The following is a 25757-nucleotide window of genomic DNA, read 5'->3' as shown; positions in this document are numbered from 1 at the left end:
GCGCTCCAGGATAGCGCAGTGCGGCACGCTACAGGTTTACGTCAATTTGTAACCAGTGCCCATCGCCTGGCTGACGGGGTACGTGCAGACTAGCCGGCGTGCTCGTAATGTCGGGCAGGATGACGGCGAAGGGCGTCGATATCGATGCCGTCCAGCAGCCAGTGCAACTGCTGCGTTGTCAGCTCGATTACGTCCTCATCGCGTCGCGGCCACACGAAACGGTCTTCCTCGAGCCGGCGCAGCAACAGCCAGAAGCCAGTGCGCTCGTACAGCAGGAGCTTGATCCTGTCGCACTTACGATTGCGGAACGCGTAGACGGCGCCGGCAAGCGGATCCAGCCGCATCGATTCCTCGACCAGAACAGCAAGGGTGTTGATGCCGCACCGGAAATCAACCGGTTCGCGATACAGGTAGACACGCAGGTCGTTGGCGAAGCGCAGCATCACCGGCTCCTCAACGCGTCAATCATCGCCGTGATCAATGCTGGATCCTGCCCACTGCACTCAAGTTCGAGACTCACCCCGTTGGGCAGTCGCGCCACCAGACGCGACGGTGAGGGTGGGAGCGGCGAACCTCGCACGACTTCACGCGGTCTGAGGACCGGCGTCATGCCAGGCGACGAAGGCAGATTTGCGCTTGCCGTCACAGCATCCGGTTCGGCTAACTCCACTACGGGTACGAATTCCGCCGAACCCATGCGGGTCGGCTTCTGCGAGTCTATCTGCGTGACTCGCCTGCGCTCCAGCATGATCCACTTGCGCAGCTGGTTGGCGTTCACGCCAGCCTTGAGTGCGAGGCCTGCCACGGATGCCCCGGGCTTCCCGCACGCCTCGATCAGTCGTCGTTTGCCGTCGGGATCGAAGCAGCGCCGACCGCCTTCATCGATGTGCGTGACTTTGAGAGGGAGAAAATCGAGTTCGTCTGGGGTCATGTTGCGTCCGCAAGTTGAGTGATTGCGGACGCAAGCTTGATCTTCCGACAGCGGACACGCCAGACGGGTAGAAACGATCGCTTACCGTTCAACGACGCCGATTGCCGACAGCAGGCCGATTGCCACAGTGGCATTGACGCCGGTGATGGTCAGCAGCCTGCGCAACCGCTCGTCGCCGATACTGGCTTGCGCCAGGGCCTTGTCGACCTCGTGCAGATCCTCCCCAAGACGGTCCAGCTCCCGCAAGCGTTGCTCGACGCCCAGACGCTCGTCCATCGGCAGCGGTTGGGCCGTGAGTGCGTATTCCACGCCAAACCGAACGCTGATTCCACAGCAAGCCGAGCGTCGATTCCACGGCAAACCGAGCAGGGATTCCACGGCTGCCCGAGCGCGATTTCCACGCGTAACCGAGCAGTAAGCTGGAAGGACAGCGACGCGGGATAACCATGGCACGCTTGACGATTTTGTCGAGCGAGCGAATGTCGAATAAAAGGTTATCCATGCGTCAAATCAAGGAAGTGCTGCGCCTGCGCTTCGTGTGCCAGCGTAGCCAGCGCGAGATCGCAACGACGATCGGCGCATCGAGCGCGACGGTCTGGGACTATCTGGACCGCGCACGGCGCGCGCAACTCGACTTCGACAAGGCGATGACGATGGAGGAGGCAGCGTTGGATGCGCTGCTGTTCCCGCCGCCGCCGTCGTCGAGCAGGGCCAGGCCGGCGCCCAATTGGCCGATGGTGCATCGCGAGCTCGGCAGGAAAGGCGTAACGCTCGACCTGCTGTGGAACGAGTACAAGGCTCAGGAGCCCGAAGGCTACGGCTATAGCTGGTTCTGCAAGCATTACGAGCGATGGGCGGCAGTCTTGCCGGTCACGCTTCGCCAGACGCACACGCCTGGCGAGAAGCTGTTCATTGACTACTCCGGCAACAGGTTGGGCATCGTCGATCCGCACACCGGCGAGATCCGTGAGGCAGAGCTATTCGTCGCGACGCTCGGCGCATCAAACTACACATACGCCGAAGTCACGTGGACCCAGCAGCTTGAGGACTGGATCGGCTCGCATGTGCGCGCCTTGAACTTCATCGGCGGTTGTGTCGAGATCCTGGTGCCCGACAACCTGAGGTCCGGCGTGCACAAGGCCGATTTCTACGATCCGATTCTGAACCGGACCTATGGCGAGATGGCCGCGCATTACTCCGTGGCAATCATCCCGGCGCGCAAACGTCGGCCCCGTGATAAGGCGAAGGTCGAGCAGTCGGTGCTCCTGGCGCAGCGCTGGATTCTGGCACGACTGCGCAACCAGCGGCTGTTCAGCCTCGACGAAGCCAATCGCGCGATCGCCGCGCTGCTCGTCGAACTGAACAGCCGGCCGTTCAAGAAACTGCCTGGCTGCCGCCGCAGCGCCTTCGAGGAGCTTGATCGTCCGGCACTTCGCCCGCTGCCAGAAAGGCCTTACCAGTACGCGCAGTGGAAGGTTGCTCGCGTGGGCATTGATTACCACGTCGAGTTAGGCGAACACTTTTACTCCGTTCCGTACTGCCATGCCCGCGAGCAGGTCGACGTGCGCTACACGAAGACGACCGTCGAGATCTTCCTGCGCGGTCAACGCATTGCCGCGCATGCGAAGAACGAGCGCCGCGGCCATCACACCACGATCGCCGCACACATGCCGCCGAACCATCGGGCCGCGACCACCGAGTGGAATCCGCAACGGCTGATCAACTGGGCCATCGACATCGGTCCGCACACCGCCGCGGTCATCGAACACCTGCTCGGTGGTCGCCAGCATCCACAGCAGGCTTACCGCGCCTGTCTGGGCGTACTGCGCATGGGCAAGGACTACAGCCATGCGCGGCTGGAAGCCGCCTGCCAGCGCGCCATTGATCTGAAAGCGCCGAACTACCGGTTCATCGCCTCGACGCTGAAGAATGGTCTGGAGAGCAAGGCCGACGAGGCCGCCGCCCAAACCGAACTGCCGCTCGCGCACGCCAACGTGCGTGGGCCGTCCTACTACCACTGAAAGGAGATCATGACATGCTGCATCACCCGACCGTCGAGCGGTTGCACGACCTGCGCCTGTTCGGCATGGCCGCGGCGCTGGCCGACCAGCAATCCCAGAACAGCATCGACCAGCTCGGCTTCGAGGAGCGCCTGGGGCTGCTTGTCGAACGTGAAGCAAGCGAACGCCAGTCGCGCCTGCTCACGGCGCGGCTGCGCCGCGCAAAGCTGCGTTTCCCTGACGCGGTGCCCGAAGACATCAACTACCGCGAGCCCCGCGCACTGGATCGCGCGCTACTCGCCCGGGTGCTCACCGGCGAATGGATACGGGCGCACCAGAACGTGATTCTGGTCGCGCCAACCGGGCTCGGCAAAAGCTGGCTTGCATGCGCGCTGGTCAACCAGGCGTGTCGCCAGGGCTTCTCGGCCTGCTATCTGCGCATGCCGAAGTTCAACGAGGAGATGGCCATCGCGCACGGTAGCGGGCGCTACGCGAAGCTGCTCGCGCAGTGGGCCAAGACCGACGTCCTCGTCATGGATGACCTGGCGATGGCACCGCTGTCAGATGCGGCGCGGCGCGATCTGCTCGAAGTACTCGACGACCGGCACGGCCAGCGCTCGGTGATCGTCACCAGCCAGATTCCGGTCGACAGCTGGCACGCTGCCATCGGAGATCCAACTCTCGCAGATGCGATTCTCGATCGGCTGGTTCACAACGCGCATCGCTTCACGCTCTCAGGTGAATCGATGCGAAAACGCCGAAATGGTTTGACCACCGAAGGCGAGAAGGAGTAAAAAAGCTCACCCCGCGTCGCCATGTCCGCAGCGCTCGCTTTGCTGTGGAATGCATGCTCGGTTTCGCCTGGAATGCTTGCTCGCTTTGCCGCGGAACGGCTGTTCGATTTGCGTGGAATAGGCACCGTGAGCCATACGCGTCCCTTCCTGCCGAACAGATCAGTAGCGGGGCACCGCTCGATCAGATGCGCAGCCAGCACCGCATGAACTTCGTTCTTCAGCCTCGTGCGTTGCCGCACGAGTTGTGACCGGCGCGAGACCTGTCGGCGTAGCGCCAGGGTGCTCTCGTCGGGCATCCAGACTTCCGGCAGGAAATGGCTTGCGTACAGTTGGGCCAGCACTGCCGCATCAATCCTGTCCGTCTTGACGCGTGCCTCGGCGATGAGCCGTACCAGCAGTGGATTCGCAATTGCGACACGCGCGACGCGAGGGCGCAGTACGTTGACGATGGCGGCGGTATTGCCCGTCGCTTCGAGCACCACATGATCGGTGCTGCGCAGGCTTGCGGCAAAGCGCTCCAGTTCGTCGCGTCTGAGCCCGGCACGGCCACCAGCATGCAGCACGCCGTCCTCCAGATACGCGATCTCGGCCACGGAGCGCGAAACATCCAGTCCTACGATTCGCATAACCGTTCTCCCATTCAGATGAATGTTGGGAGCCGGTGGGACAGCACGACAACTACGGATTCGCGCTCGCAGCGCAACCGGGCGGGTCGCAGGGGCGGCCAACTACTAACACGAGCTCGCGGCTCATCGTATAACAACGGCCTGCCCACCCGAAGTGCTCCCCGGTGCCCCTTGTCCCGGATGGTCACACCATACGCCAGAAATGCACGGCGCGGGACCGTGAGGCACCGGCTATATCATGCCGGTTACGAATGCCATCGAAAGTGTGAATGCCCAGCTACGCAAGATCGTCAAGACGCGTGGGCACTTCCCGACCGACGAGGCGGCGACCAAACTGCTGTGGCTGGCCTTACGCAATATCACGGCTGACTGGAGCCGCGCGGCGCATGACTGGAAAGCTGCGATGAACCAGTTCGCGATCCTCTACGAAGATCGCTTCACGAGGATTCATTTGTAGAATGCAATTGACGACCTGCCAGACGGCAGGCTTTTATCTGCCTTGCACACAAAAATTCAGACACTCCCTCGGTAGCGGTCGTCCCGCGGCGCCGCATGTCCATGAACAGCATTCCCCCGCACAGCAACCACGTCATCGGTGATGCCGATTTCGGGTGCCAGCACATCCCGGTCGTGCCGCCGGCACGGCGGAGACTCCCCTTATTTCCGTCGCGATCGCGACGCGACCTGAATGCGCCAGACACGCGCAGGGTGCACAATCGCCTGAATCATGAAAGAGGCTTATTTTCAGGGATCTTTCGAGAATGCCCCACCCGAAAGCGACCTGTTTTTACGTAGCTTTTAAAAAATCACGGGCGTCCCATCGCCAAGCCAATAATCGTGTGCTAACGTAAGCCCGACTCTTCGCGTCCCTGACGCAATCGACCTACGATCTGGCGTTGAGCCAGGTCCTATTTTTATGACGCCGGGGTGTCCCGGCCGCAGTCATCGCTTATGGCAAGCGCATCGGATTGATCCGCCCTGCGCAGCCCCCTGAGCGACAATTTTTCCCGAGTGCTTCGGCGGGCTCCCGTAGTCCGCCCATTGAAAACGCACCCATCCCGCATCACGGGTCTTCGCCCGTGCATCACCGTTTAATCCGGCATGGCCCGGGTACACCCATTCCAGCTTCGGCGTCCAACGAGTCGCCCATCTCGCCCATCGCGCGCACGCCCCCCGTTTCGCTGTGTCGACAGCAAATGCATGCGAGCCCCCGCACGATGACTTCACCGCCTTCCGCGACCCGTCCGCCGGGAACGCTCAACGAAGGCAACCACCTGGCTTTTGCGCGTCACTGTTTCGCATTGCGGAGCAGTGACGCGCTGTCGCGCTTCCCTGTCTTCCGCGCCAGTCAAGGCGCTCGTCTCCCGACGTGGTAGTTACGCGCAAGTCAGCGCGTCGAACCGGCCAACCGCGAACGACAAACGACCTGATCGACATGCAGTACCCCGGCCACACAAACCCACCTCCAGGTGGCGGCCACCCCTCCCTAAACGAAGCAGGACCCGGCTCGCTGGAGCGCACCGGCACGACGTAAAACCAGTGAATCACCAACGAACCATTCCAACGAAGATGAGCATGAGCAAGTCCACGTCACCCTCAAACCGGCCGCGATCGATCGAGGCGAAGTTCATGGCCGCGTCGCTCCATAAGGGCGCAGCGACCCTGACCCGGCAGAAGATGCGCACCACTTTTCTGGCGTTCGCTGCGCATGCGAAGCAGCGACGCTATGGGCCGGTCGATCCCGCCACGGTCACCGAGAAACAGCTCCGGAACTACGTGCACGCGCGCATCGAGGTGGGGATCACACCGCGCACCATCCAGAACGAGGTCAGCCATCTGCGCCGCGCGTTGCGCGGCGCCGGACGCGGCGAATGGGCCGATACCGTCACCAACGCGCAGCTCGGCGTGCCTGCCGGCTCGCGCATCGGCACCGGGCGGGTGGTCAATGCGGATGTCCTGGCGCAAGCATTGGCGCGTGCGCCGGCCGACACCCGCGCATGGATCGAGCTTGAACGCTACTTGGGCCTACGGCGCGAGGAGATGATCGAAAGCCATCGAAGCTTGAAACAGTGGGAGGCAGCGCTAGCACGCGGGAAGAGCTTTATCACGATCCGCCATGGCACCAAGGGCGGACGTGTGAGGGATACCGTCATCCCGGCGCCCTACCGTGAACGGGCACTTGCAGCGGTCAGGGCCGCGCTGGCGATAATGACAAAGCGGCAATACCTGGTCGATGCGCCCACCGGTCGCGCGGCCCAGAAGCAGGTTCACGACCGGTTCGCGGCGCTGGGGCTGACGGGCGGAGACTCCGGCCACGCATTGCGCCGTGCCTTCTGCCGTGACAACTACGAGCACTACCTGGGCGAAGGCTACAGCGTGAAAGAAGCGCTCGGACTGTGTTCGCGCGACCTGGGCCATGGCGAGGGCCGGGGCCGCTGGGTCTGGAACAACTACCTGAGGGCGACCTATGAGCAGCAAACCTGAATTCTTGACCTCCCATCGCTTGCCGAAAGGCAGCGTGTGGAAGGAGGTCAAAGCTGAACTGGTTGGTGGGACGTGCCTGGAGGGCCTTCCGGGATCCGCAGGCGCCCTTCCGAGGGTGGAGATATCCTCTGATGCTTTCCACACCTTATGTAGCGGACGGCGGAACTGATAGAAAAGTGTCAGATATCTGACACTTTTTCCAGAAGGTCTAGTAGGGCAACTCGGCGAGCCGGCCGAACTGACAGAAAAGTGCCACTTGTCTGTCAGTTCGGCTATCGGGCGGCATTGGCTCCGCATTGCTGAGAACGGGATGCTTAATGTCCAGATGATGTTATCGGGCTGTACTAAACCGCTCATAAGCTACTACAGGTGCTGCCTGCGCGCGTGCCGCACGCGAAGGATTTCGACCCGGTCTGTCACGCGGTACACGATGATGTAATTCGGTTTCACCACCAGCTCGCGAGTTCCATTGATGCGTCCTGCACGGTAGCGGTTTGGATAGCGCGTCAGCGTGTCGGCTGCGGCCCGGATCGTCTGCGCCAGTTCGACGGCCGCGACGGGGTTGTCCCCGCTGATGTGATCAATGATCGACAGCAGCTGTTCGATCGCCACCGGCAACCATATAACCTCGATGCCAACCGTCATGCACGGGCCTTGCGCTTCGCCTTCTTCTGAACTTCGGCAATCTTCGCATCAAGCCGGCTCATTGCTTCGTCATGCGGCACAAACTGGGTTGTCGGATCATCGGCCTCGGCCAGCGCCTGCAGTACATCGGCCTCATATTCTGCCGCCTCGTCGGCGCGCTGGTGTTTGACCTTCATGTGCGCCGACTGGTCAGGACGCGTCCATGCCTTTGCTTTTGGCGCGCGCGTGTCCCACTCTTCGAGGGCAAAGCGGCCGATGGCCACCCCCAGCTCACGCACAACCTTCAGCGCCTGTCCCGGCTCGCGGAATGTGCGGCGCTCACGGCCGTTGGCCGTCACGAGTTCGACTACGCCGGATTCGCGGGTTTCCAGTTCGATATAGAAAGCGCCGTTCTCGACACGCAGGATGGCAGACAGTACACCGCCCGCCTTGACGGCGGCGCTGGCCTGCGCGACATCGAATGAAACGCGACGCATGATAACTCCCAGACTGCGATACGCTAATCATAAAGTATAATAATTTTATTACACGTAATATAGTATTACGTTGGATTTTGCGGCAGGGTGGACGATAAGCTGGACCGGAAGCCCGGCCGGTTTCGGCTACCCCTGAGACATCTAAGAATGGCTTCGACAACCATCGCGAAGCGCTCCAGTAGCGTGTAGTCATCAAACGCAGCACTGCTGCGGCATAGCTGTCAGCTTGAGGTCGGCGAAGCTGCTTCGTTCCGCCTGATCGGGACAAATCCGACCTGTAGGCCGAAGAGCTTCGCGACGCTGTTGAGCGAGTCGACGGTCGGATTTCCAGTCCCGCGCTCGATATCCTGGATGACCCGGCGGCTGACGCCTCGGTGCGCGGCGAATTCCGCTTGGGTCAGGCCCGTCATCTCGCGCATCGCTTTCATGGCGTCAGGAATGGTCATGTCGCCCCGGCCGATCCTTTCGTAGAAAGCACGGCGCAGGGCGTTCTGCTCTTCACGGGTAGGTCGGTTCCGACGGGGCATGATGAGCCTCTGGCGGTTGAAGGGCTTTCAGTTGTCGGACCTGCGTATCAATGGATTGCGTCAGGAACTCGATGATGTCGTGATCGACGCCCTGCGCGTCCATGATGTCGGGCAGGCGTTCGATCTGCACGGCAAAGCGGCTCAATGCCCGGGCGAGCATTCGGCGCTCATGGTCAGGTACAGGCAGAGCCGCAAGCACGTCGACCCAGTCCGTCAGTTCAACCCGGGTGTCTGGCCGATACCATCTCAGCGCACGTGGAATCAACTCGGGATCGAGGTACATCGGCGCGAAGTCGAACAGGGGTGTGAGCCGGACTTTGCCCTCGACCAGTTGCACGGCTGTATTGCGCGCATGATTGTCCGTGTTGCGCATCGCCAGATTGAGCACGTCCCGCTTGATGAATTCGAGCGTTTCGGCAAATGGATCGGTCACAACCTTGCGGATCCCGGCCACGACCTCGAAGAGGCTCGGACGCAGGTCAAAGCCGGACAGCCCCAGAATAGATGCCACGCTTTCCTGATGGAGGCGCAAAACTTTCCCGTCGCTCGCGATCCGGTCAAAGCGCGGAACCAGCAGAACGTCTCCGTGAAGGATCGGCAAGTCCGCGTGTGTGCGGATACCAAGCGCGGCAGCCACCCGCATGTACGCCGCTTCATTGCGCAGGACCTTGTCGTCGGCCGCGCTGTTCCCGCGCGGCAGTTTCGCGATCAGATGCTGGGTAGCGTCGGCATCGGGCAGGATGGCGTCACCGTGCAGCAGGCCCGCCCGGTCCCGGGTTAGCAGGTATTTCGGCGCCGCACCCTGGACCCCCGTGGTCCCGGTGCCCAGCATCCCGTGCAGGAACATCGTTTCCTTGAATTCCGCGCTGCGCACGACGACGTCGTCGATCGTCAGGCCGGGTAGGCCACGCGCGGCTGGGTGCCGCGCCACGTGCGCCTCAAAATATTCGGCTGCCTCGGCAACCCGGATTCGGCCGACCGGATTGAAGGCACCCGAGCAGATCAGCGGGAAGTCCGCGTCAGGGCCATCCGGCAGTTTCAGCTCGCCCAGCAGGAAGCGACGACCGGCCCCTTGTGGGGCGAGGTCATAGAGGAAGGCGGGTATCGTCGGGCCCGTGCGGAGGTCCATATCGACGGGCTCAGCCAGCGATAGTGGGGCGGCCGTGTGTTCGACGGCGTACATAACCAGATGATTCCACTGACACAGGCGACCGTTGAGTTCGATCTGCGCGCAGTCGACCCAGCGATCGTCCAGGAATATTTGCAGGGTGCAATCCATGAGGCAGCTCCTTGTGCCTCATAAATGTAGCACAATATGGCGATAAATTTCTTATAAGCTTCTTATAAGTGCGTTTTGTCCGAATCAGCAGGCGGATTGCGCCAGAACAGTAGTCGCCCCGTCGCAGAACTGTGGCGTCAGTCACACGTACTCACGCAGCCTACGTCGAAAATCTCGCGCCGCTTTGCCGCCTACTGGATATGAAATTTTTTGCTAGCCTCTCTACAACAACCCCTCTGTTGCCGATAACACGTACCCGAACCGTTTCATTACTAAGGGGCCGAAACGATGGTGTGGCATGTGTATGAAATCGAAAAAAGCGCGTCGAGCATGGAAGGCATGCTGAGCATTAGCGAATGGAAAGCGCGGCTGACCATCGACGCAGATGTGGGAGCCGTGGATCTGGTGGACGCCGAGCTGGTCGATGCGCTGGACGCCGCCGGCGAAGCTGGCTGGCAAGGCGAAGTGCAGGGCGAGCCGCGTATCTTCGTGCTGCCCGCCGAGGAAAATTTCGAGTTCGGCTTTATGTGGACCGGCCTGCAGACGACAATGTGTACGGTGTCACCATTTTTCCGGCGACGGCTCGCTACACTGGCCGATAACAATTTATGGAGCGGGCAATGACCATCGCCGAGCTGATCGATTATCTTCATGCCTTCCCGGCCAATGCCCGCGTCGTGCTGCCACACTTCAACAGCGGCTTCGATGACATCGTGACGGTCTATGCGCTACCAATCCGGCTCGGCACGATCCAATTCGGCAGCGGCGCACATACCGGGCCGGACATGTTTTCCGATATTCCTTTCGAGCCGGACGAAACTGCAATTGTGATCGATTTCGAGGCCGCAACCCGACTTGCCGAGCCCGTCGCCTCTCAACCGGGCAGCGCAGGCGCACCGCGTCGTAGGCTCGGCACACTGGCTGGCTAGATCAGCATGTCGGCCGACTTCGACACGCCGCTCAGGATTGACGAAGCTGTCACGGTCCATCTGCATCTGGACAAGCATCGGCGCAGCCTCGCACTGCACCGGCTCATCGCCGGAAAGATCCGCCGTGACCCGGCGCTGCTCGACCAGGTGCGCGATACCGTTGACCGCAGGATGGCCATACAGCCGCATAACCATGCTGACCCCTATCTCATCGAATGGCGGGTTACGATCAATCAGGGCATCGACACGACAATCGCCCTGATGACCGATCCGGGAGAACATGCAACGGACCTCCGGCAATCGGCGCCGTTTACCGGCATCCTCACGGACGATGAACGGCGCGCGTTTCTTGCCGGATGGCGTGCCCGCAATCCCCGGCCCTGATAGTGCTTTTGGAGAAAACACATGCTGCGCGTGACAATCGAGCTACTGCCCGACGGTGACGCTGAGCTCACCCGCACGCTGGCCGTGATGACGGTTGCCAACGACGACACCGGCACGCCGATGAACGGCCACTATGACGTGGAACTTACGCACATCGAGGCCGACGGCACGACCTTCACGAAAACCGCGCGCGTCGCGGATTTTGATCGCGACAGGCCTGCGGTTGACCTAGTCGCGGCGGCCCTGTCGGTAGTCAACCCGCTCAAGCGCGGCATGGCGAGTTTTGACGATCGACATGAAACAGGCAAAGCCGTTGCAGCATATGACGATGACGAACTGAGGTTGTAATCGATGGCTTTTCAGGACAAATTCCGTGCGCTCATGTTCGGCATCCCGGCCGGGGTGCAGACGATCGAGATCGACGGCGAAAAGGCACTCGCGCTCATGGATGCGCCGCTGGAACTGGAGGAAGCGCTGCGCCGCTGGCTCCAGTCACGGCCCGAGCTCGTGCGCGAGGATTCGCCGCAATACGCGCTGCGCATCGATAGCCGCGAGCGCACGGCTATTCCTTGGGACGTGTGGGAAGAATTTCTGGACTGGATGCAGCTAACGCTTGCTGCCGCCTTCAACAAAGCGGATTAGCGGAGCGGGCAGAGTGTACGTTTTCGCCGACTGCGAATTCACCGATCGATGCCGGACGACCTGCCTGCGGCGATGACAGCTGACAGGACCGGCGCCGGCCGCCATCCTGTTCGCTAACCCTTGATCTGTTGAACGAAACCGACTACCGCGTTTTTCACACGGGCTCACCCACAGCCGACGGTCCTGCAATAGGCATCATCGATCCGCGCGAACGAAAACACGATCAGCGCGATCGGTGCCCGGTCGAGCAATTGCCGTGCTTCAAGCTACTCGAGTACCGGCGTTTTCCCTTTTCTCAGTGTGATGGGCTACCGACCCGGCCGAGTTGTGCGGCACGATCTGGCCGGTTACGAGTCTGTTTGAGCAGGTAACGGATTGCAAAGACGCGATTTTATGCGTGCGCGACATTTGGGATGTCCACTTTAGACATCGTAGCTGACGATATCCATTTTGCTAAAGTCAGCGCGAGTTCTGCCGAAAACATCATCATGAATACACCAAAATCCTCCGAGGCCGCGGTCATCCATGCTGCATTACAAACCCTTACACTCCTCTGCAGGATTCGCGGGATGGAGCCAGCCGATCTCGACGACGTGGTGATCGACGAGCTTCTCAGGAGTTCGTTCGAAGAGTATCTCGGCAGCGGCTCGATTGTCGCCGATACGGCTTTCGCCAAGCGGCCCTAGCGAAGGCTTGTCGCGCGGCTGATAGTTTTGGTACGGTGCCGCGTGTCCAGTTATTCAATCTGTGACCGTCACCTCGATCGCCTGGGGCTTGTCCAGCCGGAATTCGCGAACCCGGCCCGCGCGCACATCGAGTAGCAAGCGATCCAGCGTATCCAGATCCTGTAACCTTACGTCAGCCTCGCCAACCCGCAGGTTGTCAATCCCACCTGGTGTTGCGCGGCGAATCCCGAGCAGATAGGCGACAGCGCTCGCCCGCGACAAGAAAAAACGTTCCATCTGGTCGAACCCTCACTTCCGGGGAAAGCATGGTACTGGATGCCCGCGCTCATGTCGAAAGATCGAAGTCCGGACCGGACGGAAACGCATCCCGTGGGCCGGTGCCGATCACGTAACCGGTTTCCATGCGTGCGCCTGATAGTATTTCCCAATCAGGTGGCCATCCCCGGCTTCATCGCTCCATGCTAATGTATGGTCAGCCCAAGTTTTGCAACCTGAATGTGTGACCTGAGATAAAAGGGCTTGCGCAAATGTATCCGGGCTCGAAATGGGCGCGGATTAATAGCGCCCGGCCCTCGATGAGGAGCCGCGCCCGACTGTCCTTTAAAAAGTCGTCAGTCTGCGAGACTGGATTGTTTGTCAGGTTTTCAGTCGGGCCGTGTGCCATTTATCTTCATCACAGATTGGTGGTCGCAAAAGCAGGCAGGTTGAGCTGATCAGGCGGGGCGCGGATGCGCTTGATATTCGCCCCCCCTGGCCAGAATTGCCCACACGATTCTGGCCATTTTGTTGGCCAGCGCGCAGGCAACGACATTGGTGTGACGGCGTCGCAGCAGGTCCTGCACCCATACGCCGAGCGCATCGGTGCGCCTCTGGGCGCAGCGCAGGACGGCACGCGCGCCCTGCACGAGCAAGCTGCGCAGATGTTTATCGCCGCGCTTGGAAATGCCCAGTAGCGTCGCGCGCCCTCCGGTCGAATGCTGTCGTGGCACCAGACCCAGCGAGGCGGCGAAATCGCGGCCTCGCCTGAATCCATGCACGTCACCGGCCATCGCAAGCAGGCTGCTCGCGGTCATCGGGCCGATACCCGGAATGGTAAGCAGTCGCTGGCCGGCTTCGTTCCCGGCCAGCTGACGTTTGAGTTCGGTTTCGAGTTCGACGATTTCGTTGCTGAGTTGGCCGAAGCGATGATACAGACGCAGCAGCAGGGTCACCATCGGCGGCGGCAGCGCATGAGCCGGATCGTCGAGTAGTATGGGCAGGCGCGTGATGGCGACAGATCCGATCGGCAGGCTCACGCCGAACTCCAGCAAAAAGGCATGAATCTGATTACCCGTCGCCGTACGCTCACGCACCAGCGCTTCGCGCATCCGGTGCAAGGCCAGCAGCGTCTGCTGCTCAGGCGTCTTGATGGCGACAAAGCGCATTGATGGACGCGAAGCGGCTTCGCAGATTGCCTCGGCGTCGGCGAAGTCAGTCTTGTTGCCCTTGACGAATGGTTTGACGAACTGGGGGGCAATCAATCTCACCTGATGGCCAAAGCCCTGGAATTTGCGAGCCAGCCAGTGTGCGCCAGCACAGGCTTCCATGGCAACGGTGCAGGCCGCGCAGTTTGCCATCAACGTATACAACTGGGTCCGTGTTGCCTTCTTGCGCCAAACCTCGTGCCCATGAGCGTCTTGCGCATGAAGGAAGAAGCAGTGTTTGCCCAGATCGATACCCACCAACGTCGCGTTTGCCATGATGGCCTCCCGGAAAAGGAAACGGCCCGATCAGCGTACGCCGATCGGGCCGTTTCGGTCAGGCTGACCATCTCATTAAGTCTGGCAACGTCAGTTACATTGTCCCTAAACGCCGATCCTCTCCACCTCGACGAGACTGATGTCGTCCCGTCGGGTCGCACAGCGGTGTGGGGCGCGTCGGAGCATGGTTGGCCCCTCTCCTCGCAACGCGCTTGCCTCGGCGTGAACGCGCTCTGCTAGTCGATCGCCACGACAATGGAAGCCGCTTTCTTGTGCTATTTTTCGTGCATTCAAATTTTGAGGAACCAAGAATGGCTATCGTAATAACTGCCTCCCAAGCGGCGGCGTTGCTCCCGCTGGCCCGTAGCGCCCTGCTTCGCGCCATTATGGAGCTGGAGAAAGCTGGTCACACGGACCTTGAAGACGAGCAGCGGGAGCAGAATTTGCACACGATCGTGCATGAATGGCAAGAGATCGTTGAAGTCCTCAGTAAGGAATAAGACTCCAGACACCATCTGCCCGGTGGCAGGCGAGGCGCCTGCGTCATCCTGCCATCAATCGCTGGTTCGTGGAGGCGTTGGTCGATTCAGTCGCAGGCCGTACGCAGATACTGCCTGGTGGCTGCCGCGCGACGCAGGGCCTCCTGGTATTCCGTGTTTAACTCTTCTTTACCGGTTGCCGCTAGAGTCAGCACCGATTCGTCAAGTGCCTGAATGCGGCGAATGATATTTCGCGTCTCATCCTCAACGTCGCCCGTCAGCGACATGAGCAACGGCGAGCGCTCTTCGGTACGCCGGGCGGCTTCCGGCCAGTCGGCCAGCTGCGCGGCGTGTTCAATTGCTTCGGACAGTTTAAGCAAGCGTTCGATCAGTTCACGCGATTCCATTCCAAGCTCCTCCCTTCATGCTCAGCTCTTGCCATTCGCCAATGCGCCGGCACTATTCGTGCCGCCGAATAACTGGGTCAGGTATTGCGAGTTGTTGTTCATCGTTGCCATCAGGGTGTTGAGGGCGGTGAACTGCGCCTGATACTGGCTCGTCAGCTGGGCGGTGTAGGCGGCGAGAGTGGTTTGCTGCGAGGCAATGCTGGTGAGGTCGGCATTGATCGCGGTTGTTTCGGTATCCATGATACCGCCGGTCTGCGTGAAGTTCGTGATGCTGTTGTTCAACTGGGCAGCAACGCCGTTGGTCGAGTTGAACAACGAGGCAACGGTCGCCGGCGAGTTTGTCAGCGCGTTATTCAGCGCAGTGCTGTCGGTTGTCATGGAACCATCGGCGTTCAACGTGATGCCGATCGATGCGAGCGTCACAGCGACATTACCGTTCTTCACGCCGCCACTCACTATGCTCGCAAGCGAGTTCTCGATTGTGTTAGTCATCGAGTCTCCTAGCAGCGGGCCAGCTTGCGAACCTTGGGCCTGCGTACTGTCGAACGACGTGAGCGTACCCATCGTCGTCACCAGCGTGTTGTACAGGCTGACGAAGTTGGTGATGGCCGTGGCCTGCGAGGTTGTGTCGGATGCGATGGTCAGTGTCTGCGCATTACCCGTGATCGTGCCAGATGAAGACGTGGTGCCGAGCGCGGCGGCGGTCAGGTTCAGGGTGACGCCAGCAATCGCTGTCGTTGAAGAATTGGTGGAACTGCTGACCGGCGTTCCATCCACAGTGAAGAGCGCATCTTGCGCGGACTGCGGTTGTTTCCACGCACCGCCACCAGTCGAAGTAACCGCGGAAGTTGTGACCATGCTGCCGAGGCTAGACAATCCCTGATCGTTCGCTACGCCGCTCGTGGTTATGCTGATCGAATTTGAACTACCATTTGAGGAGGTCACGACGAGCTGCTGTGAACCACTTGACGAGGAAACGACGTTCGCTGTCACGCCCAGATCAGCGTTCGTGATCGCATCGGCGATCTTTTGCAGAGTATTGTTGGTGCCGTCGATGGTGAGGTTCGTCGACTTGCCGCCAACGGATATCGTCATCGTGCCGGTACCTAGGGCCTGGGACGCCTGGGACGAACTGAACGTGCCTGATGTAAGCACGGGTGACGATGTCACACCAAGGCTCGACAGTCCTGCGTCGCTTGACGAAATGCTGATCGTGTTTGCTGCACCCGTTGACGCCGAACGCAGCACGAGGTGTGCACCGTCCGTACCAGTGACGACGGTGGCCGAGACACCCGGATTATTGGCCGCGGAGTTGATCGCCGAGGCAATCCCGCTCAATGTGTTGTTCGTCGAGTCGATTGTGACGCTCATCGGCTGGCCGCCGAGTGAGACATTCAAAGTACCGGTACCGACAGGCGCAGTGGCGCTGAAGGCACTCGATGAAATCGTCTGCGCCTGCGCGATTTGCGAGACTGCGATCGCATAGCTTCCTGCTACAGCGCCTACGCCAGCGGTTGCGCTGAGGCCCGAGCCGCTCGCGGTCGCGGTATAGGACGCAAGCGTTTTGCCGTTCGCGAGGTTGGTCAGGCTGGCTTGCAGTGCCGACAGTGCGGCCTTGAGCGTGCCGACTGCGGAGATCTTGGTGTTGTCGGCGGTTTGCTGCGCCGTCAATGCCGACAGTTGCCCAGCCGTCTTCGAGTTGACAAGCGCTGTGACCAGCGATGAAACATCAAGCGACGAGTTGCCGGTGGAGCCGCTGATAATCGACTGCGCTGCTTGCTGAAGCGCAGCATTGTTGGCTGCGGTTGTGGCGGCGGCTGATGCCGTCGAGACGGTTGACATGGAGCGGCTCCGTGCGTCGGTAAGTCATTAAGACGTAGGTGTTTGTTCAGAATGCAGTGCGGGAGGCTGTGCCTCCCGTGAAACCCGAACTATCGCATACGCGCCACGCAATGCGCGCGGCGCGTATGTTTTTACTGCGTGAAGCCTTACTGCAGGAGCTTCAGAACCTGCTGGGGCAGCGAGTTCGCTTGTGCCAGCACCGAGATACCGGCCTGTTGCAACACCTGTGCCTTGCTCAGATTCGCCGTTTCCTGCGCGAAGTTCGCGTCGGTGATGTTCGACTGTGCTTGCGACAGGTCGGTCGACTCAGCCTGCTGCGTCGTCGAGATTGCCGTGAAGCGGTTCTGCGCCGCACCCAGTGTTGCCTGGATGTTGTTCACCGTATTCAGTGCGTTGTCGATCGACTCGATCGCCGAGTTTGCACCGGTGGTCGTGCTGATGTTGATGTTTGCGACAGTGCCCGGATTGTTGTTCGAATCGATCTGGGCAAATGCGGCGAGAGCTGGGCTGGAAGTAGGCGCCGTGCCTGCAAAAACGAAACTATCGTTCGTCGTGGACCCGTCACCGGCAGTGACCGTGATAAGCGAGCCGGCCGCGCCAACCAAGCTAGACGAAATCGCATTGCCGTTTTGGTCAAGAAAATTCAAGTGGCCGGCAGTCCCTTCTTGCACAGTGATCGACGTGATCGCGCCAGCCGATCCGGCAGCGACTGCGGCACCGGAATTCGGATCAAGGCTCAGGCCGGTCAGGGTTCCGATGGTCGAACCAGCGGAGATGGACCCGAAGGTAGCACCGCTACTTGCGAGCGAAATCGCCGTCGCCTGCGCCGTCGAACTCGTGAGCGCCAGTTTGTTGCCCGCACCACCCGTCCCGGCAGTAATAGTGAACAAACTGCCGGCAGTTGTCGTGTTTCCTACCAGCCCACTAGCCAGCGCGTTACCGGACTGGTCAGCGAACGTGAAGCCTCCAGACCCATCTGTCTTGACGGTAATTGATGTAATCGCGCCTGCCGTACCTGCCGCAACGTCAGCGCCGGTTTTGGCATCGATGCTGATGCCCGTAATCGTACCGATCGTCGTGCCGGTTCCAACTGGATAATTGGTAACGTTGTTTGCGCTGCTGATTGCTGAAACCTGATTCGTTACGTCAAGTGCGCTTGTGCCACTTGCGTTCGTCGTGATGTTCAGCGAACCACCAACACCGGTCGAATTGCCAAACAGTGCCTTGGTCGCGGTAGACGTGAGCGCTTGGTTATTCTGGTCGGTATAGGTGAAACCACCCTTGCCATCCGACAGAACGTTGATGGACGTGACCTGATAGCCCGTCGACGTCTGCGCGTTGTATGTGCCACCCGTTGCCGAGTCCACGTTGACATTCGCAATCGTACCGAGGCTTGTGCCAGCACCAACCAGACCCTTGCCGAGAGCGGTCGACGACACGTTTTGCGTCAGGTTCAGGTTGATTGTCTGGCCGACATTTGCGCCGACCTGGAAGCTCACATTGCCAGCCGAACCATCCAGCACGTTCTTGCCATTGTAAGTCGTTTGCGAAGCGATACGGTTCACTTCAGCAATCTGTTGCGACACTTCCTGTTGCAGTGCCGCCTGGTTGTCCGCCGTCAGGCCGCCATTCGACGCCTGCACGGCAAGCTGACGAATCCGTTGCAGGCTCGATGTAATTTGCGCGAGGCCACTTGATGCCGTCTGGATCATTGAGACGCCGTCGTTTGCGTTCGAGACCCCCTGGTTCAGGCCGTTGATCTGCGATTGCATGCCGGTCGAGATTGCCAGACCGGCCGCGTCGTCCGCCGCGCTGTTGATGCGCTTGCCCGACGACAGACGCGTGATGGCTTGCGAAAGAGCGCTTTGCGAGCCCGCGAGGTTTTGCTGTGCAACCAGCGAGTTGATATTGCTATTGATTCCGAGCATGGAAAATCTCCTGTATAGGCGTTGAGCCTTACATGCCACATTGGCATCGGCGGAAGCATTTCACTGCTAGCCACCTCAGTAGGAGATGTCGGCCTCAGATCACGAAACTTTAGATTTCATCGGATAAACCAACATCAAAAATGGAAGCAGACCAGTAGTCGGTTCGTCATGCGATCTGCACGGGAGCTTTGTCAAGGTCTAGCCGGTCTCCGACAATGCCGTCAGCAATAACCGTTACATCGAATAACTGTATCCATCAGCCCGCTGCAGCACAACGCAGTACCGATGGTGGATCCCAGTAACCGGTCCGTCTGGCTTGTGCACATCAAAATAACCGCGCGAACGGACCGCCACTCGCCCCGTATGGATACCAGCTTTCTTGCCGGTCGGGACGGTCGCGCGAACGCGATCACCGGTCTGAACGTTATGTATGCGCTTGTTGCGCATCAGATGGGCGCGGGGGAAGCCATGCGCGTTCACAAGTGTTCGCTGGTATCGGCCTCGGCCCGTACACTTGATCTTGATGACGGGAATACGCCAGCAGACGACAGCCGTGACTGCGCCCACACATACCGCATCCAGAGCCTGCGACTTGGGAAGGGCAAAGCGTGTACGGTTCCATTTCGTGCGGCCGCCGCTGGCCAGTTCGACAGGGAGCCCCGTCGTTGCCAGGAATTGCGCGATGGCCGAACGTGCACCGTCTACAGCCGCGCGATCTCTCTGCGGCGCTTTTGTCCAATTCCGCAGCCGCTCAAGCCGCGCCCGATCGGTGACGAACTCGCTGATGTCACGTCCAGCCCGCCGCGCGATGCAGGAAGTACAGGCCAGGATCAAACCGGATATATCCCTTGCCGGTTCGCCTGCCGTGCGAAGATCGATCGGGTCAATCTGCACATGTTGGCGATCGGAATCGCAATAGACGCATTGATGTCCCCACTTATCCAGGAGATACGCGCGTATCTCCTGGGCGGCGATTTCAGCATGCTCCTGATTGTCGGAGACTCTTTCGTCACCTTCTACCGCCGCGAGATCGTAACGCACCAGTTCGCTAGCAAGTCCGCTCACTGGTGCCCAACGGATAAAACGCCTCACCCAGGATTTCGTCGTGTCAATCCGATGCCTCAGGCTGGGTGGAAGCCAACCATTTGTTCGTGCGGGATTGGCATAGTGCGGGGCCCGGTACCGCAGATTAGCGCTGCGCCTGCGTCGGCGGAAGTTGCTGCGGGAAGATAGGCCCTCGCTGATCTGACGTCCCCGATGTATCAGTTCAAACAGATTAAGAACGGCGGTCGACTCGCCATCCTCGCGCACCAAGGCGAGTCCGGTTATCTTGCTCCCAGACTCAATTTTAATGCGCACCGGCTGCAGTGTGCTTTCCTCGATGAGCCGGTCGGTAAGACGAATGACAAACGGCATCAGGCGATGAACGCGTGCGCGCTGACGCTCAAGCATCAGCCGAGCCCGTTTCTCCGAACACGGCATTAATGGTCTACCGCGTCGATCCAGTACGAATACCGCCATGTGTTTCTCAATTGTCCCTTACGGAACCTTGTTACGGGAGCCACCTAGGCTCCGCTCCCCTCGCCAATGTTGTACAGCAGCGTTACCCTGCGACCCGTTTCGTGCTTGCTCGAAGCGTGTCTACTGCCGCAGGTTCCAGTGTCCGCAACTGAGGAAGCATCGCGGAGTGGGTCTTGAACTTCTGCACAACGTAGCCCCTTGCGGGGCTCTGGCTGGTCAACCTCAGGCTTTTTCGAGCCTCAGCCGTTAGGCCGGAGCGATTGACTGCTGGCCGCCTCATCTTAGGATTTCGGCAAAACCAAAGCGAACTTGAGGGTCTTGTCCAAGATTAACATTCTTGGCGAATCGCTCCCCTGACAGTTGCATCAGATTGACATAACAGCTGGTCCCGCTCGGCAGGCTCATGTGACCTGATCTGGACGAAAAAAAACCGACCGGGTTAGGGTCGGCGAAGGATTCTGGCCATTCCGAGGGCCTCGCCAGAACCTGAGAGGGTCGCATTATGCCGCACTGTGCCGCAGATGGCACAGCAAAAGGCTATCCGCTCTTCAGTACGCAGGGGATCGCCATGTGTCGGGCAACCAGCAGCGCAGCACGCCGGAGGCAAGCCCGGCTACCCAACCTGGCACCACCTCCGCCCGGATGCTGGCAGAGAACCATGTCCTCTCACAAGAACATGGTCGCCCTTACGGGCAGGTTACGTTGTCCGGGTGGCTTCACACAGGGTCGTTACCAACCCTGCATGCACCCGTAGGTTACGGCTGATGGAGCAGCCGGTTTCTCTACCCCCGTGATGGCGGGTTAAACAATCAATTGCGCGACCTCACGTCGCAACGGGCCTATCCGTTTAGCACCTGTCTATTCCCCGATGGCGCCTTGACGACGAACATCCATAACAAAGGGATGTAACCGGCCATTCACCGTTTTGGTCAGAGCCTCTCAGCAGCTTTGGCTCCTCGAAGCTAACGAGGTTTGCAACAGTTCACTTACGTTGTGCATGCGGAACTTGCCTGGCCCCGACACCGCGCGGCTGCTGGCAGTGTCGATTCCTTCCCGGTCACCCGAGTGATTCGCCCGTAGGGCGGGTACGTTGTCCCCGAAGCTTCGAACCCGACCGTTACCAGTCGCGCACGTCCGGGTAGGCAACTGCTGGTCGTACAGCAGGTCACGGCTTCAAACTCCGATATTCAGGTTGTTGAATGTGACAAGGCAGAGAAGAGCTTTGCCATCCACTGCATTGCCGATTTACGTCCGGCGGACGGCGACACGCGTCGCACTAAGGCTTGTTAGACAACGCGGCCGCGACCCTGCTGCGCCATGTATTCACCGGCATAACCCCTTTGGCATCCCAATTATCGGACGAGTTGCTGTTATTTTCCAACTGCGCTTCATTGAACTGCCAGACAATGACCTTGGGCTTATTCCGGGAGAAGTCCGGACTCTCCACCGCGTCGAGGAAAGTCTTCCACGGGCCAATATTGCCAGGGTTCCAGGTGAGCCCGACCGGCTGGCCGATTGCATTGGAAAGCTTCTGTGGATAACCGAGGTAAGGTTGCACAAAGCTGTTGCCCACCACCTGCACCTGAGACGGTGCGCTATCCAGCAAGCCGGCGCTTGCGTCAGGTTGCTTGCGCACCGTATAGGTGTCACGGCCGATACGCTTGCGGTCTTCAGGGGACATGAAGTTCGTGGCGAGATCACCGTAGCGGCGGTCGTTTGTCCATTCGCCCAGCTCCGTACCCGTTCCGAAAGGGGGCAGCTCAAACTTGCTGCGGATCACTTTGGCGGTTTCGTCAGCAGAGGCTTCCGCGGCCCAAGCCGTCCAGTGATAGTCCGCGCGATAGAAAGCCGTCTGCCTGTCGTGTTCTACCGCCCGCAAAACCTCCTTGTCGTCGAACGTGGCAATGTCTGCCGCGGACAGCATGCCAAGCACGTCGACATAGCGCGACTTGATTTCCGGCGACAATGACAGACCAGCGGGAAGACGCTGCGGATAGAACGGCGCCTTGGCCGGCACTACCATCACCACGAGGCCGATATGCTTCGCAGCGAGGGCGTCCCTGGTCTCCTCGATCACCTTGATGTTCGAGACGAGCTGCGCGCGGTCGACCTTGTCGGTATGCTCCCAGCCAGGAAACAACCAGCCGTCCTGCCCTTCAATCACGGACGAAGCTGCATTTCCGGGGGTGGCCTGTAGCGCTACGCCGAGCGCGCCCAGTCCTACTGCGTATTTCAACAACCGGCTGGTTCGCTTGTTCAGGAGATTAAATGTTGTCAACGTGAATATCATGGTTGTGCGAGGTAGTTGTTCTCTTCGTCCGTCAGCGGTTGATACAGGGAACGGAGCGGCCATTCCCAGATCATCAGCTTGATGCCGTCGAGGCGCTCGGGATGGTGTTTCAGCAATTCCAGAACGCTGCCAGCAAATCCACTGCCCAAGCGGCTTTGCTGGGCAATCTCCTGCTTCATGCCGAGTTGAAGATAATCGATGAAGCCGGAATTAAGCGAGTACGATGAGCCGGCCAGCATGACTACGGGCGCCGCCACATTGTCGAGCAGGCTGCCGCTGCGGTGTATCACCAGTTGTACTTCATGATCGGTATCGACCGGCGGAGCGAACGGCGGTGTGTTCCTGTCGATGCCCGCCAGCCGCATCAAATCGCCGCTACGTGCATGCGTGGCGACGGCGCTCTGCAGTTCCATGCTGCTGTCGCCGGGTGGCGCAAATGCCCGCGCTATCACCGCCACCCGCTGCGCGGCAAAGCTCGCGCCGGCGCGATTCCAGTGGCTGTCGGTACGCCAGTAGCCAGGGGCGATCCAGCCGCTATGCAGATCTACCTGATGCAGCGCCAGCCCCTCACTCGCTTGCTGCCAGGCTGCGCGGCGCCCCCGTGCCTGGCGCGACACTGTCAACCCGCACAACTCGCCGGCGGCCTGTTCAACTTTGTCAGGCACCGCCACCGTCACGAGTTCGATACCCCGGTGCTCGAAGTCGGCCTGCAGCTTGCGCGTAAGTTCAACGCGCCGCAGCAGGTTACGCTCGCCACCCGGCGTTTCGACCACCTCCTCGGTCAGGAACAGCCAGCCGGGGCAACCGCTGCGCACCTGCGGATCCGGGTCGCCGGTGACGGCGAAGAGTAGGCCATTTAAGACGCGATTGATGTGGGCGTCGGGCGGCGCCGCCTGCGCCACACGCTCATCCAGCGCCTGGGTCACGCCGCCGTCGAGCCATGACGACGACGTGACCGTATGCGTGAACAACTGCCCCGCCTTGCTCAAACGCCAAAGCAAAGCAGCGCCGCCGCACAGGATGATGATCACGAAAGCAATGGTGTTGATCTTGCGAATCATGATCAGAACTGGAAATAGAGAAATGGAACCACGGTGCGCCCTTGCAACACCCACAACGCCACCAGCCATAGCGGCACCGTCAGATAGCGCAGCAGTGCGCGACTGCACGCAGTGCACTTCTGACTGCGCGCCCACAGCAGCGGCAGATACACGAGCAGGACGCCGATCAACAGGCAGGCGAGCTGGTTCGGCCGGAGCGCGGCGGCAAAGGCGCTGGAAAGCTGCCAGCCGTTCTGTCCGCTCAAGGCGAGGAGCATTGTCGATACTTCTGTCCACGTTTGGGCTCTGAACAGCAGCCAGCCGAGCATGACGAACAGCAGGGTCAACGCATGGCCAAACCAGAATGGCAGCCTAGGGCCGCCCCGCGTGCGCCACAGTCGTTCGGTCACGAGTCCGAGGCCGTGCCACAGCCCCCACACCATAAACGTCCAGCTGGCGCCGTGCCATAAGCCGCCCAGCGCCATCGTGATCATCAGGTTGATGCAACCGCGCGACAGGCTTTGGCGATTGCCGCCCAACGGAATGTACAGATAGTCACGCAGCCAGCTCGACAGGCTGATGTGCCATCGCCGCCAGAACTCCGACAATGCACCACTCAAATAAGGCGTGTCGAAGTTTTCCGGGAATTTCAAGCCGACGATCAAACCCAGCCCGATCGCCATGCTGCTGTACGCGGAAAAATCGAAGTAAAGCTGCAGCGTATAGGCGAGCACGGTGAGCGCCGCATCAGCGGCACTCGGCGAAGCCAGCTGATAGCCGCTGCCGACCAGCGGCGCCAGCGTATCAGCCAGCAGGATTTTCTGCGCGAACCCATGCATGAAGCGCTCGACGCCGATCGCAAACTCGGTTCGATGGAACGAACGCATTTGCAGGCGTTCAGCGACCCATTTGTAGCGAACCACCGGCCCCGCCACGAGGTGTCCAAACATCGACTGATATGTGGCGTAGTTGACGAAGCTTGGTTCGGCCGGCACGGTTCCGCGATAGACGTCGACTGAATAGGAGATCGCGCCGAACACGAAAAACGACAGGCCGATCGGCAGCAGCACCGCTTGCCATCCGCTTGGCGAGGCGCCCATCCATTGCAACGTCCCGGCCAGCATGTTGGCGTATTTGAACCAGATCAGCGCGAGCAGTGGCCAGCCGATCGCGACCAGCAACGCGTAGCGGCGTTGCCGCCCTTGCGCCCTCTCGATCCAGCGGCCGGTGCACCACGACCAGACTGCGATTGACACGATCAACGGCAGGAAGTCCAGGCGCCACCAGGCGTAAAAAATCCAGCTGAACGCAAGGATGGCCAGATTTCGCCAGCGCATCCCCACTGCCGCGTAGGCCAGCAGGAACAGCGGCAGAAACAGGAATACGAAACTGATGCTGGCAAAAACCATATGAACTCGGGTTAGTGCGCGCCGGAATAAGCTTCGGTGGCGTCCACCTGGGTCACGAGGCGCGGGCTCGCCTTATCGCCGAGCAGGAACACACTCGCGTGGTCGCCAGACTTAAGTAAGGGCAAGGCCGCCGGCTCGGAGACCGCGGCGCCGTCACAGCGCCCAACGAGGTGCGCCTGCACCGGATTGATCGCGCGTTTGCGACTGTCGCCGGTGTTGACGTGATCGAATACTGTCGCGCCGTCCTGAATTGCTAGCGCGCCGTTGCACTCGCGCGCGACATTGTAGAAACGCAGTTCCGCCTTCAGGTCGTCGCGATCGTTGGTGGCGTCGGCGATCACTTGCGGCTGATCGGCGCCGGTCAGCACCATGGTATTGAAGGTACCCGGCTTCACCTTGAAGTGCTTGAGGGGATGACCGTCGACATTGATCGCCACCTCGAGCGATGCGTCGACCACGCGATAGTCGGTCACGACCCGGCGTTTCGGATCGAGCGCATCGCGCTTGCCGGCGAACTCAACATTGACCGCTTTGGCGGACGGGTTCACCACTCGCAGATAGCTCGAACCGGCCGGTGCCTGCGGCGCATACAGCCGCGCGATTTCCTGTGCCGCTACCGGCGGGCTCAGGCTGAATGACACGGCGGCGCCCACGGTACAAGCCGCACGAATATAAAGAGTCTGGATTTTCATCATGGCT

Annotated in this window: 25 protein-coding genes and 4 pseudogenes; 10 read left to right on the top strand and 19 right to left on the bottom strand. The window is 60.3% G+C overall.

Translation table 11 applies throughout. The annotated features are described in order from the left end of the window. Positions 1–89: 89 nt before the first annotated feature. The 3 genes and pseudogenes from tnpB to PDMSB3_RS37235 form a co-directional block, all read right to left on the bottom strand. On the bottom strand, positions 90–443 hold the full coding sequence (gene tnpB / locus PDMSB3_RS37245; protein WP_165187046.1) for an IS66 family insertion sequence element accessory protein TnpB: 354 nt from the start codon (positions 441–443) through the stop codon (positions 90–92). Beyond that, the gene (gene tnpA, locus PDMSB3_RS37240; RefSeq protein WP_165187044.1) at positions 443–931 is read right to left on the bottom strand and encodes an IS66-like element accessory protein TnpA; all 489 of its coding nucleotides are present in this window, start codon (positions 929–931) and stop codon (positions 443–445) included. Before tnpA ends, tnpB begins: the two co-directional genes overlap by 1 nt. Before the next feature lie 84 nt (positions 932–1015). Continuing rightward, positions 1016–1228: pseudogene (locus tag PDMSB3_RS37235) on the bottom strand (IS110 family transposase); the annotation flags it as partial. Between the two features lie 182 nt (positions 1229–1410). Between PDMSB3_RS37235 and istA the strand changes: the two are divergent. Both istA and istB read left to right on the top strand, forming a co-directional pair. Continuing rightward, positions 1411–2952 (top strand): IS21 family transposase, encoded by a 1542-nt coding sequence (gene istA / locus PDMSB3_RS37230; RefSeq protein ID WP_165190299.1) that lies wholly within the window; start codon positions 1411–1413, stop codon positions 2950–2952. A gap of 14 nt (positions 2953–2966) precedes the next feature. Beyond that, positions 2967–3725: an IS21-like element helper ATPase IstB gene (istB, locus tag PDMSB3_RS37225; RefSeq protein WP_165190297.1), complete on the top strand. Its 759-nt coding sequence runs from the start codon at positions 2967–2969 to the stop codon at positions 3723–3725. Between the two features lie 113 nt (positions 3726–3838). Here the strand turns inward: istB and PDMSB3_RS37220 are convergent. Beyond that, positions 3839–4351, bottom strand: a pseudogene (locus PDMSB3_RS37220) (IS110 family transposase); the annotation flags it as partial. A gap of 235 nt (positions 4352–4586) precedes the next feature. On the opposite strand from PDMSB3_RS37220, the pseudogene PDMSB3_RS37215 reads away from it, so the two are divergent. Next, a pseudogene (locus tag PDMSB3_RS37215) lies at positions 4587–4808 on the top strand (transposase); the annotation flags it as partial. Positions 4809–5926: 1118 nt separating this feature from the next. Next, positions 5927–6835 (top strand): integrase domain-containing protein, encoded by a 909-nt coding sequence (locus PDMSB3_RS37210; protein ID WP_165190295.1) that lies wholly within the window; start codon positions 5927–5929, stop codon positions 6833–6835. A 363-nt stretch (positions 6836–7198) separates the two neighbouring features. On the opposite strand, the gene PDMSB3_RS37205 is transcribed toward PDMSB3_RS37210, so the two are convergent. The 4 genes from PDMSB3_RS37205 to PDMSB3_RS37190 all read right to left on the bottom strand — a co-directional run bounded on the left by PDMSB3_RS37205 (position 7199) and on the right by PDMSB3_RS37190 (position 9762). After that, a complete protein-coding gene (locus PDMSB3_RS37205; RefSeq protein ID WP_165190293.1) occupies positions 7199–7480 on the bottom strand; it encodes a type II toxin-antitoxin system RelE/ParE family toxin in 282 nt (93 codons plus the stop codon). Continuing rightward, positions 7477–7956: a hypothetical protein gene (locus PDMSB3_RS37200; protein WP_165190291.1), complete on the bottom strand. Its 480-nt coding sequence runs from the start codon at positions 7954–7956 to the stop codon at positions 7477–7479. Before PDMSB3_RS37200 ends, PDMSB3_RS37205 begins: the two co-directional genes overlap by 4 nt. A gap of 221 nt (positions 7957–8177) precedes the next feature. Continuing rightward, a complete protein-coding gene (locus tag PDMSB3_RS37195) occupies positions 8178–8402 on the bottom strand; it encodes a helix-turn-helix domain-containing protein (RefSeq protein ID WP_232064480.1) in 225 nt (74 codons plus the stop codon). A 52-nt stretch (positions 8403–8454) separates the two neighbouring features. Further along, positions 8455–9762, bottom strand: a complete 1308-nt coding sequence (locus tag PDMSB3_RS37190) for a type II toxin-antitoxin system HipA family toxin (RefSeq protein ID WP_232064478.1) — start codon at positions 9760–9762, stop codon at positions 8455–8457. A 300-nt stretch (positions 9763–10062) separates the two neighbouring features. On the opposite strand from PDMSB3_RS37190, the gene PDMSB3_RS37185 reads away from it, so the two are divergent. The 5 genes from PDMSB3_RS37185 to PDMSB3_RS37165 are packed head-to-tail and all read left to right on the top strand — an operon-like array spanning position 10063 to position 11717. Beyond that, positions 10063–10386: a hypothetical protein gene (locus PDMSB3_RS37185; protein ID WP_165190287.1), complete on the top strand. Its 324-nt coding sequence runs from the start codon at positions 10063–10065 to the stop codon at positions 10384–10386. Continuing rightward, entirely contained in the window at positions 10383–10691 is a 309-nt protein-coding gene (locus tag PDMSB3_RS37180) for a hypothetical protein (RefSeq protein WP_165190285.1), read from the top strand. The genes PDMSB3_RS37185 and PDMSB3_RS37180 overlap by 4 nt, the downstream gene beginning before the upstream one ends. A 6-nt stretch (positions 10692–10697) precedes the next feature. After that, positions 10698–11075, top strand: coding sequence for a hypothetical protein (locus tag PDMSB3_RS37175; RefSeq protein WP_165190283.1), 378 nt, complete (start codon positions 10698–10700; stop codon positions 11073–11075). A 21-nt stretch (positions 11076–11096) separates the two neighbouring features. Further along, the gene (locus tag PDMSB3_RS37170) at positions 11097–11423 is read left to right on the top strand and encodes a hypothetical protein (RefSeq protein WP_165190281.1); all 327 of its coding nucleotides are present in this window, start codon (positions 11097–11099) and stop codon (positions 11421–11423) included. A 33-nt stretch (positions 11424–11456) separates the two neighbouring features. Beyond that, on the top strand, positions 11457–11717 hold the full coding sequence (locus tag PDMSB3_RS37165) for a hypothetical protein (protein WP_165190279.1): 261 nt from the start codon (positions 11457–11459) through the stop codon (positions 11715–11717). Positions 11718–12457: 740 nt separating this feature from the next. Here PDMSB3_RS37165 and PDMSB3_RS37160 read toward each other — a convergent pair. Further along, positions 12458–12679: a hypothetical protein gene (locus PDMSB3_RS37160; RefSeq protein ID WP_165190277.1), complete on the bottom strand. Its 222-nt coding sequence runs from the start codon at positions 12677–12679 to the stop codon at positions 12458–12460. Between the two features lie 437 nt (positions 12680–13116). Then, positions 13117–14142: an IS110 family RNA-guided transposase gene (locus PDMSB3_RS37155; protein WP_165190275.1), complete on the bottom strand. Its 1026-nt coding sequence runs from the start codon at positions 14140–14142 to the stop codon at positions 13117–13119. 311 nt (positions 14143–14453) lie between these two features. On the opposite strand from PDMSB3_RS37155, the gene PDMSB3_RS37150 reads away from it, so the two are divergent. Next, positions 14454–14642 (top strand): hypothetical protein, encoded by a 189-nt coding sequence (locus PDMSB3_RS37150; RefSeq protein ID WP_165190273.1) that lies wholly within the window; start codon positions 14454–14456, stop codon positions 14640–14642. 86 nt (positions 14643–14728) lie between these two features. Here PDMSB3_RS37150 and PDMSB3_RS37145 read toward each other — a convergent pair whose 3' ends face one another. The 9 genes and pseudogenes from PDMSB3_RS37145 to PDMSB3_RS37110 form a co-directional block, all read right to left on the bottom strand. Then, complete coding sequence (locus tag PDMSB3_RS37145; protein WP_165190271.1) at positions 14729–15028, bottom strand: flagellar protein FliT; 300 nt, start codon at positions 15026–15028, stop codon at positions 14729–14731. A gap of 21 nt (positions 15029–15049) precedes the next feature. Beyond that, entirely contained in the window at positions 15050–16870 is a 1821-nt protein-coding gene (gene fliD, locus PDMSB3_RS37140) for a flagellar filament capping protein FliD (protein ID WP_165190269.1), read from the bottom strand. A 146-nt stretch (positions 16871–17016) separates the two neighbouring features. Beyond that, complete coding sequence (locus tag PDMSB3_RS38525) at positions 17017–17646, bottom strand: flagellin (RefSeq protein WP_407670672.1); 630 nt, start codon at positions 17644–17646, stop codon at positions 17017–17019. A 24-nt stretch (positions 17647–17670) separates the two neighbouring features. Further along, positions 17671–18798, bottom strand: a pseudogene (locus PDMSB3_RS38370) (flagellin N-terminal helical domain-containing protein); the annotation flags it as partial. Positions 18799–19032: 234 nt separating this feature from the next. Further along, on the bottom strand, positions 19033–20319 hold the full coding sequence (iscB, locus tag PDMSB3_RS37130; protein ID WP_165190265.1) for an RNA-guided endonuclease IscB: 1287 nt from the start codon (positions 20317–20319) through the stop codon (positions 19033–19035). Positions 20320–21595: 1276 nt separating this feature from the next. Next, positions 21596–22609 carry an alginate O-acetyltransferase AlgX-related protein gene (locus tag PDMSB3_RS37125; RefSeq protein ID WP_165190263.1) on the bottom strand — a complete coding sequence of 338 codons (1014 nt, stop codon included), beginning with the start codon at positions 22607–22609 and terminating at the stop codon, positions 21596–21598. Next, positions 22606–23778 (bottom strand): alginate O-acetyltransferase AlgX-related protein, encoded by a 1173-nt coding sequence (locus tag PDMSB3_RS37120; protein WP_165190261.1) that lies wholly within the window; start codon positions 23776–23778, stop codon positions 22606–22608. Before PDMSB3_RS37120 ends, PDMSB3_RS37125 begins: the two co-directional genes overlap by 4 nt. After that, positions 23673–25058 (bottom strand): MBOAT family O-acyltransferase, encoded by a 1386-nt coding sequence (locus PDMSB3_RS37115; protein ID WP_165190259.1) that lies wholly within the window; start codon positions 25056–25058, stop codon positions 23673–23675. The genes PDMSB3_RS37120 and PDMSB3_RS37115 overlap by 106 nt, the downstream gene beginning before the upstream one ends. 11 nt (positions 25059–25069) lie before the next feature. Next, positions 25070–25753, bottom strand: coding sequence for an alginate O-acetyltransferase AlgF (locus PDMSB3_RS37110; RefSeq protein ID WP_165190257.1), 684 nt, complete (start codon positions 25751–25753; stop codon positions 25070–25072). Positions 25754–25757: the final 4 nt, after the last annotated feature.

The organism is Paraburkholderia dioscoreae (assembly GCF_902459535.1).
In the GTDB taxonomy this organism is placed as follows: domain Bacteria; phylum Pseudomonadota; class Gammaproteobacteria; order Burkholderiales; family Burkholderiaceae; genus Paraburkholderia; species Paraburkholderia dioscoreae.
The sequence above is the reverse complement of the archived record's forward strand: the minus strand, read 5'-3'. Positions and strand labels throughout refer to the sequence as shown.